Raw genomic sequence first — 7,991 nt, forward strand, 5'->3', positions numbered from 1 at the left:
CACAGATGGCTTTCGGTCCCTATCTTCTCCTCGCCAGTCTTGAAGGCCTCGTCACTGCCGCCGTGCTGGCATTGATGGCGCTTGGGCTGTCGCTGGTCTTCGGTGTGATGCGCGTGGTCAATGTGGCCCATGGCGAGTTTTATATGCTGGGGGCCGTGATCGCCTGGTGGTCCGCAAGCCTGATCAGCGGACACCCTGCGCTCGGCTTCCTGCTTGCATTGGTCGTGAGCCCGCTGATCGTCGCGGCAATAGCTCTCCTTTCGGACCGGCTGGTGCTCCGCCGGCTGAATTACGAGCCCCAGGCGACCATCGTCGCGACGATCGGGCTTCTTTACATCATTCAACAGCTGGCGCTCACATTTTATGGTCCGGACGCCCGGCCCGTTCAGGCACCTTTCGACATGCGCCTTGCGCTGCCCTGGTTCGGCTACTCGGCCTATAAGCTCGCCATCATCGCTGCGTCCATTTTCCTCATCATCGCCACCTGGATCGGTCTGACGCGCACGAAAGCAGGACTTGTCATGCGTGCCACGCAATCGGACCCGGACACGGCCCAGGCCTTCGGAATCCCTGTCGACAGGGTCTATGCGGTCGTCTTCGCTCTCGGTGCCGGAATGGCAGCGCTTGCAGCCGTGCTGATCGTACCCATCCAGCAAGCCCACTACCTGATGGGCCAGGATCCGCTGCTCCTGTCTTTCGTGGTCGTAATCATAGGCGGCTTGGGCTCATTGAGGGGAACCGTGGTTGCGGCACTTTTTATCGGTCTTTCCGACGGCATCATTTCCATGTTCTTCTCGCCCACCCTCGCCAAGATGCTTGCGACGCTCCTTGTCGCGCTCGTGCTGGTTTTCCGGCCTCAGGGTCTGTTCGGAACGGCCGCACGATGACACCAGGAACCAAGGCCCTCTGGGTTCATCTGTGCCTGGTGGTACTGCTTTTCGCCCTGAACTTCCTGCTGCCCGAATATCACCGCGGCATCCTTTCGCGCGTAATGGTGCTGTCGGTGTTCGCCATGGGGTACAATCTCGCCTTCGGTTATGCCGGCATGTTGAGCCTTGGCCATGCGATGTTCTTCGCGGCCGGTCTCTATGGGGCGGGTCTCACCGCCTATCACCTGGGCTGGAGCGTTTGGCCTGCCTTCGGCGCGGGCTTTGCGGCCGGCACCATTTTGGCGGTGATAGCAGGGATTCTGGCTTTGCGGACGAAGGGAGTGGCTTTCATGATCGTCACGCTTATGTTCGCCCAGACATTCTATCTCGCAACACTCTATTTCACGACTTACACACGGGGCGAAGAAGGGCTGGTCCTGCCGCAGTCCGCACGTGCGCTTTCTCTCTTCGGCATAAGCTTCAGCCTTACGGACCCGACGGTTCGCTACATGCTGGCGCTGGTGCTGCTCGCCCTCGTCCTCTTTGCTCTGCTGCTTCTCGTCCGGTCATCCTTCGGCCGTGCCCTCGTAGCCATCCGGGAGAATGAGGAGCGGATGAGGATGTTGGGCTATGATGTTTTCGCCAACAAGCTCTCGGCGTTGATCGTGTCCGCTGCTGTTTGCGCATCGGCGGGTGCAGCCTATGCCCTTCTCTTTGGCTATGCCGGTTCGGGCTTCGCCTCAATCCAGTATTCCATCCTACCGCTTCTTTGGGTGCTGCTCGGCGGAGCTGCGACGACGCTCGGGCCGATCTTCGGCACGCTGTTCATGTTCTATGCGGTCGACATCACATCCAGCTATACGGATGCCTATATGGTGGTCGTTGGTCTCGCCCTGATCCTGCTCATTCTATACTTCCCGAAGGGCATCGCAGGAGCGATACGCGAGCGGTGGTTGCCATGGCTGCCCTGAGGCCACTGCTTGCTACAGAGAGGCTGAGCCGCTCCTTCGGAGGGCTCAAGGCCGTGGACAATGTGGATTTCTGCCTCGCGGAAGGCGAGACCCGCGCCCTTATCGGACCGAACGGCGCCGGGAAGACCACATTGGTAAGCCTCATCTGCGGCCGGATGCCCGCTTCCACCGGCAGAGTGTTGCTGGAAGGCCGGGATATATCGCGCCTGCCGGCGCATAAGCGGGTAAGGCAAGGGATTGCCTACACGTTCCAGATTACCAGTATCTTCGCTAATCTGAGCGTCCTCGATAATGTCGCCCTGGCGGCACAACGCCAGTTCCTGGACGAGCGCTCGTCTTCGCGGGGACGGGTTGAGCAGATCAGCCTTGATGCTTTAGCGCAGGTAGGCCTTGCTCCTTATGCGCTTCAACGGGCCGGCAGCCTTTCCTATGGTCATCAAAGGCTTGTCGAAGTCGCCATGGGGCTTGCTCTAAGGCCGCGACTTCTCATCCTTGACGAACCGACCCAGGGACTTTCAGACGGCGAAATAGAAACGTTCATCGCACTCATCCGGGCGGTCGGGGAATTCACCACCGTGCTTCTCATAGAGCACAATATGGATGTCGTGATGGCGCTCGCGGAGCGTATCACCGTCATGGACCAAGGGCGGGTTCTGGCCGAAGGAACGCGCGATGAGATTCGCGCCAATCCCGCGGTACAACGCGCGTATCTTGGGAGCGTTCGATGAGCGCCGCTCTTCTCGTGGACGGGATCAACTGCTCTTACGGTGATGTCCAGGTTCTGCACGGTCTCTCGATCGAGATCCGCAGCGGCGAGGTGCACTGCCTCCTGGGACGGAACGGAGCCGGAAAGACAACGGCACTTAGGGCGATCATGGGCCTTGTACGTGTCCGCTCCGGCAAGATCACCAAGGATGGGATGGAGTTGACGGGCCTTCCGGCTCACGAGGTGCCAAAGACAGGCATCGGCTATGTCCCGCAGGGCCGCCGGCTGTTTACCGAGCTTACCGTCTTGGAAAATCTGCAGATCGGCTTGATGACGAGAGGCAAGGGCCAGACCACGACGGACGAGGTACTGCAGCTCTTCCCGGTGCTGCGCGAGCGGTTGAAGCAGCGCTCAGGGACGTTGTCCGGCGGGGAACAGCAGATGCTGGCGATGGCGCGCGCCTTGTGCCTTGAGCCTGATATATTACTGCTCGACGAACCGACGGAAGGGCTTCAGCCTTCCATGATCGCGAGGCTTCGCGAGGCCATCCTTGCTCTGCGCGACCGCGGTGTGTCGACGCTCTTGGTGGAGCAAAGAGTAGATGCGGCGCTGTCCGTGGCCGACCGCGTCTCTTTCATCGAAAACGGCAGGAACCGCGAAACCGTCGACGTAGCCCTCCTGCGAGATGACCGTACTCTCGTGCATCGTTATGTCGGCGTCTAATCGGCATCTTCAGGCAGGGTCCAACAACCGGGGCCCGGGGCCCTCTTCCCCCAGCTCATCATAGGGATTGCGCAGCGGGCAGTTATCAACCGACAGGCAGCCGCAACCGATACAGTCGTCCAAATGATCACGAAGCTGTTCGAGTTTCTTGATGCGCGCGTCGAGATCGGCCCGCCAATATTCGGAAAGCTTTCGCCAGTCCCCCGCATTGGGAGTTCGTCCTTCCGGCAAGGTGCCGAACGCCTCACGGATCGTCGCCAGAGATATTCCAAGCCGCTGTGCTACCTTGATAACGGCCACCCGACGCAATGTGTCTCGCGAGTAGCGCCGCTGGTTTCCGCTGGTGCGGTAAGAGGAGATGAGGCCCTTCGTTTCGTAGAAATGCAAGGCCGAAACGGCCACTCCGCTGCGCCGCGCCACTTCGCCGACGCTGAACTCCTTTACCGGTGGGCGACGAACAGTCTCCTCCATCATCACTCCAGGCCTTGACCTCAACCAAGCTTTAGGTACTAAAGCACGGAGGATGGGCTGGACAAGGGGGGTTTCTGACCCCACATCTTTTTTGCTTATTGGTGTGAGATAGCGCGATGCGTGCCTTTTCTCAGTCGAGGCAGAAATCCGGAATAGTAATCCTTTAGCTCAGCACCATTTTGAAATAGTCGAGAGGCACATTCTCGACGCCGGGCCGCCAACGAGGAACAAGAATGAACACTGCCGCGCTGCACAACCTGGAAGCCGCCGACAGGCTGGAATTCCCAATTCCCGCCGGCGTCCATGCGGAACGCGTCGTCTCCGTGAAACACTATACGGACCGGCTCTTTTCCTTCCGCATCACGCGGCCGCAGAGTTTTCGGTTCCGCTCCGGCGAGTTTGTGATGATCGGCCTGCCAAACGCCGAGAAGCCGGTTTTTCGAGCCTATTCGATCGCAAGCCCCGCTTGGGACGAGGAACTGGAGTTCTTCTCCATCAAGGTTCCTGACGGCCCGCTGACGCAACACCTGCAAAAGATCAAGCAGGGCGATATCGTGCTCATGCGGCAGAAGTCTACCGGAACGCTGGTCAATGATGCGCTTACCCCGGCAAAGCGTCTCTACATGATTTCGACCGGCACCGGCATCGCGCCCTTTGCAAGCCTCATTCGCGACCCTGAGACCTATGAAAAGTTCGAGCAGGTGATCCTTACTCATACCTGCCGCGATGTGGCCGAGCTCGCTTATGGCGAGGAACTTGTCGCCACCACCCGGGAGGACCCGCTGATCGGGGAATTCACCGGCGGTCGTTTGCATCATTTTACATCCACCACCCGCGAGGCCTCTTCGCAAATGGGCCGCATCACCACGCTTATCGAAAGCGGCGAGCTGTTCCGGGCCTTGGGAACCGAGCCGTTTGATCGCGCCAATGACCGCGTCATGATTTGCGGCTCGATGGCCATGCTCAAGGATGTTAAAGCCTTAGCGGAAAGAGCCGGGCTCAAGGAAGGCTCCAACGCGGAGCCAGCCGACTTTGTCGTCGAGCGCGCCTTCGTCGGCTGATCAGCAGCGGAACTACCTGGCCTCTTTTTCCCAGAGCCGGGGGAAGAGGTCTATGAACCCGCTTTCTCCGATCTCGAGCAGAGCCTCGTAACCCACGCTTGGCGCCCGATACCAGTAAGTGTTGTGGTCCCTGCGTTCGTAGAGTTGCGGCAGCTCAATCAAAGTGCTGGCTCCCGCGTCAAGCCAGGCTACGGGAATCTCCACTAAGTCACCGATGTTTGGCCTAACGCGGCGCAATTGCTGCAGGTTGGTTGCCGGGGTGAAACCGAGGTCGAGATCGACGAGATGCGCTAACCCCTCGATCCGGCGGTCGTTCAGGACCCACCCATCATCATCGCGCCTGATCACTTGATTGATGAGGTTCTCGCCGAGAAATCCATTGATTCGAGCGGCACCGGTTTCCCATACGGCGTTGAGCTCGAGGCAGTAGTTCAGGCATGCAGGCTCATAGCCATTCAGAAATACGGCGCAGCCGTTCAGCATCCAGCCGGCTTCGATTTGCGTCAGTCGCGCTGCATCGTGGCCTGGTACATCCAGGCGCCGCCAAAAAGCAACCGCGGTCATTCCATTGGCTCCTCGTGATCGGATCCCCAGCGCGTGAGGATACTCCCATCTCGGCCAGCTGGCACTCCCCAGCGGCAGCGCGGCTGCATCGAGGGGGAGCCTTGCCCAATGGCGGCAATGCGGATTTACTTGGCCTGCCGTTCCGCAGCTCCGAGGAAACCGACATGAACGCCACCATCTACCACAATCCCAAATGTGGAACCTCGCGCAATGTGCTTGCAATCCTGCGGAAAGCAGGCCTGGAGCCAACAGTCGTCGAGTACCTGAAGACGCCGCCAAGCAAAGAGGAACTCCTGGGGCTCCTGGACGCAATGAAGATGACGCCGCGCGAGCTTTTGCGCAGAAAGGGCACACCCTATGATGAGCTTGGCTTGGACGATCCGAAATGGAGCGACGACGAGCTGATCGACTTCATGCTTCAGCACCCGATCCTGATCAATCGCCCGATTGTCGTTACGCCGCATGGGACAAAGATCTGCCGCCCTTCGGGGGCGGTGCTCGATCTTCTGCCGGACATCGACATCGGTGAATTTAGGAAAGAGGAGGGCGAGGTCGTGAAGCGGTCGTCTCCGCTTTAAACCATCTTTATTCTCCGACGTTCGGATCCAAAACGAGCCCACGATATTAGATAGAGGTTCGGAGGTCCGCCATGGATGTCATTCGCATATTGCTCGCCATCGTCCTGCCGCCTCTTGGGGTGTTTCTGCAGGTCGGCATCGGACTGCAGTTCTGGATCAATCTCCTTCTAACCTTCCTCGGCTATGTTCCAGGTATCATTCACGCCATATGGGTCATCACGAGGCGCTGATGACCGCCAAGCGGGCATCTTCAGATCAAATCATCGATCCGCTTATCGAGAGACAGATTGCCGAATTGGACCGTATCGCGCGCGTGCTCGATTCCCACTGGCGCATCCCCGGAACATCAATCCGCTTTGGCGCTGACGCGGTTGCAGGCCTAATCCCCGGCGTGGGTGACGCAGGCGCGGGACTGATATCGGCCTATTTGATTTATCGCGCTTCACGGTTTGGGGTCCCGAGATCTGTACTGGCGATCATGATCGGAAATGTGATCCTCGACACGGTGCTTGGTTCCGTCCCGATCGCAGGATCTGTCTTCGATCTCTTTTTTAAAGCAAACAACCGCAATGTCCGCCATTTGCGGCGCCATCTGGAGCAAAGAGCTCGGTCTTCTGCGGCCTTCATCAGCGAATGAACTTGCTCGCTCGTCATCTTGGCGCGATTATGCGCGCCAGCAGCATGATGGTGGATATTCCATGGCCGAGACATTTGTCATTGCGCAGGGGGGCGGACCAACCGCCGTCATCAATCAAACTGTCGTGGGCGCCACCATGGAGGTCCGCAAGCTTTTCCCCGGCGCACGTGTGCTGGGCGCGCGTTACGGGATACGCGGCATTCGCAATGGCGACTTCGTCACACTGTCCGATCTTTCAGATCAGGAACTGCTGGCCATCGCCGCCACACCGAGCGCAGCTCTCGGCAGCACGCGGGATAAGCCGAATGACGCCTACTGCGAAGCCATCCTCGATGGCCTCCGCCATGTTGGCGCTGACGCGTTCATCAATATTGGCGGCAACGACACCGCGGGCACGCAGGCCATTTTGGCGGAGGCCTCGGGCGGTGCGATCTCCTGCATCCATGCGCCGAAGACCATCGACAATGATCTTATGGAGAACGACCACACTCCCGGCTTCATCTCTGCAGCTGAATTCGTTGCCGGAGCCTTCCTGAGCGTCGATCTCGATTTTCGCGCCATGCCTGGCATCTATGTCGGTATTGTCATGGGCCGGCATGCTGGTTTCCTGACTGCCGCTGCATCGGCCTGGTCCCTGGACGAGGAAAGCGGGCCACATCTGGTGTATGTTCCGGAGCGCCCTTTCGAACGCTCGCGGTTCATAGATGACGTTCGTGAGAAGACAGCCCGCTATGGACGCTGCATCATCGCGATGTCAGAGGGAGTGGCAGGGCCGGACGGACGCTCGCTTGTGGAGCATCTCGTGCCACCCGAGTTGCTGGAGCGTGACCAGCACGGGAATGTCCGCCTCTCGGGAACTGACCTTGGCCAGGCGGTCGAACGGATGCTTGCCGAGGATTTACCAGGGAAGCGGGCCCGCGTGGATACGTTCGGATATCTCCCGCGGGGAAACATCGCCACGATCAACCAGATTGATGCGCGGGAAGCCTTCGAGGCAGGTTCTTTCGCAGTCCGCGCCGCAGAACAGCGCAGCGGATCGGTCGCACTTCACTACACGGGAGCAGAAACAGTGTGCCGGCTGGTGCCTCTTTCCGACGTTGCGGGAAAAACCCGCCACATGCCCCGCGACTTCCTGCAGGCAAATGAAAATCAGGTCTCGGCGGTCTCCCGGGATTATTTTGCCCGGCTTTTGCCACGGAAATTTACCCCCGCCAGACCCTTCGTTTAGTTTGGCAGGAACTAAGATCAATCGGCTGTAGCTTAGACCCGGTCTGGATCGCGCCCGAACGGCCCGCCCTTGTCCGGCAGCAGCCTAGAGCGGTTCAGTGATTGACTGAATCGGGAGGGAGTCCGGTTCTGCTGATTTTGTGATTCAAGATGCTGGCTGGAGTGGAGGCCAGCATCTGATGAC

General features: G+C 59.3%; 11 protein-coding genes. 9 read left to right on the forward strand and 2 right to left on the reverse strand.

The window, feature by feature from the left end; translation table 11 throughout:
* Positions 1–5 precede the first annotated feature (5 nt).
* The 4 genes from CHEJ32_RS0121540 to CHEJ32_RS0121555 are packed head-to-tail and all read left to right on the forward strand — an operon-like array spanning position 6 to position 3,269.
* Positions 6–887, forward strand: coding sequence for a branched-chain amino acid ABC transporter permease (locus tag CHEJ32_RS0121540; protein WP_028035630.1), 882 nt, complete (start codon positions 6–8; stop codon positions 885–887).
* On the forward strand, positions 884–1,840 hold the full coding sequence (locus CHEJ32_RS0121545) for a branched-chain amino acid ABC transporter permease (RefSeq protein WP_028035631.1): 957 nt from the start codon (positions 884–886) through the stop codon (positions 1,838–1,840). The genes CHEJ32_RS0121540 and CHEJ32_RS0121545 overlap by 4 nt, the downstream gene beginning before the upstream one ends.
* Positions 1,837–2,568, forward strand: a complete 732-nt coding sequence (locus CHEJ32_RS0121550) for an ATP-binding cassette domain-containing protein (RefSeq protein WP_028035632.1) — start codon at positions 1,837–1,839, stop codon at positions 2,566–2,568. The genes CHEJ32_RS0121545 and CHEJ32_RS0121550 overlap by 4 nt, the downstream gene beginning before the upstream one ends.
* The gene (locus CHEJ32_RS0121555) at positions 2,565–3,269 is read left to right on the forward strand and encodes an ABC transporter ATP-binding protein (protein WP_028035633.1); all 705 of its coding nucleotides are present in this window, start codon (positions 2,565–2,567) and stop codon (positions 3,267–3,269) included. The genes CHEJ32_RS0121550 and CHEJ32_RS0121555 overlap by 4 nt, the downstream gene beginning before the upstream one ends.
* A 9-nt stretch (positions 3,270–3,278) precedes the next feature.
* Here the strand turns inward: CHEJ32_RS0121555 and soxR are convergent, their stop codons facing one another.
* Positions 3,279–3,740, reverse strand: a complete 462-nt coding sequence (gene soxR, locus CHEJ32_RS0121560) for a redox-sensitive transcriptional activator SoxR (protein WP_028035634.1) — start codon at positions 3,738–3,740, stop codon at positions 3,279–3,281.
* Positions 3,741–3,973: 233 nt separating this feature from the next.
* Between soxR and CHEJ32_RS0121565 the strand changes: the two genes are divergently transcribed.
* Positions 3,974–4,801, forward strand: coding sequence for a ferredoxin--NADP reductase (locus CHEJ32_RS0121565; protein WP_028035635.1), 828 nt, complete (start codon positions 3,974–3,976; stop codon positions 4,799–4,801).
* A 12-nt stretch (positions 4,802–4,813) separates the two neighbouring features.
* Here the strand turns inward: CHEJ32_RS0121565 and CHEJ32_RS0121570 are convergent, their stop codons facing one another.
* Entirely contained in the window at positions 4,814–5,365 is a 552-nt protein-coding gene (locus CHEJ32_RS0121570; protein ID WP_028035636.1) for a putative glycolipid-binding domain-containing protein, read from the reverse strand.
* A 164-nt stretch (positions 5,366–5,529) separates the two neighbouring features.
* Here CHEJ32_RS0121570 and arsC point away from each other — a divergent pair, with 164 nt between their 5' ends.
* From arsC to CHEJ32_RS0121590, 4 genes are all read left to right on the forward strand, one after another.
* Positions 5,530–5,943 carry an arsenate reductase (glutaredoxin) gene (gene arsC / locus CHEJ32_RS0121575; RefSeq protein ID WP_028035637.1) on the forward strand — a complete coding sequence of 138 codons (414 nt, stop codon included), beginning with the start codon at positions 5,530–5,532 and terminating at the stop codon, positions 5,941–5,943.
* A 71-nt stretch (positions 5,944–6,014) separates the two neighbouring features.
* Positions 6,015–6,173 (forward strand): YqaE/Pmp3 family membrane protein, encoded by a 159-nt coding sequence (locus tag CHEJ32_RS26920; RefSeq protein WP_034658916.1) that lies wholly within the window; start codon positions 6,015–6,017, stop codon positions 6,171–6,173.
* A complete protein-coding gene (locus tag CHEJ32_RS25685) occupies positions 6,173–6,580 on the forward strand; it encodes a DUF4112 domain-containing protein (RefSeq protein WP_051469833.1) in 408 nt (135 codons plus the stop codon). Before CHEJ32_RS26920 ends, CHEJ32_RS25685 begins: the two co-directional genes overlap by 1 nt.
* Positions 6,581–6,641: 61 nt before the next feature.
* Positions 6,642–7,808 carry a diphosphate--fructose-6-phosphate 1-phosphotransferase gene (locus tag CHEJ32_RS0121590; RefSeq protein WP_028035638.1) on the forward strand — a complete coding sequence of 389 codons (1,167 nt, stop codon included), beginning with the start codon at positions 6,642–6,644 and terminating at the stop codon, positions 7,806–7,808.
* The last annotated feature ends 183 nt before the right edge of the window (positions 7,809–7,991 follow it).

Origin of the sequence: Chelativorans sp. J32 (genome assembly GCF_000518985.1) — a bacterium.
Classification (GTDB): Bacteria; Pseudomonadota; Alphaproteobacteria; order Rhizobiales; family Rhizobiaceae; genus Chelativorans.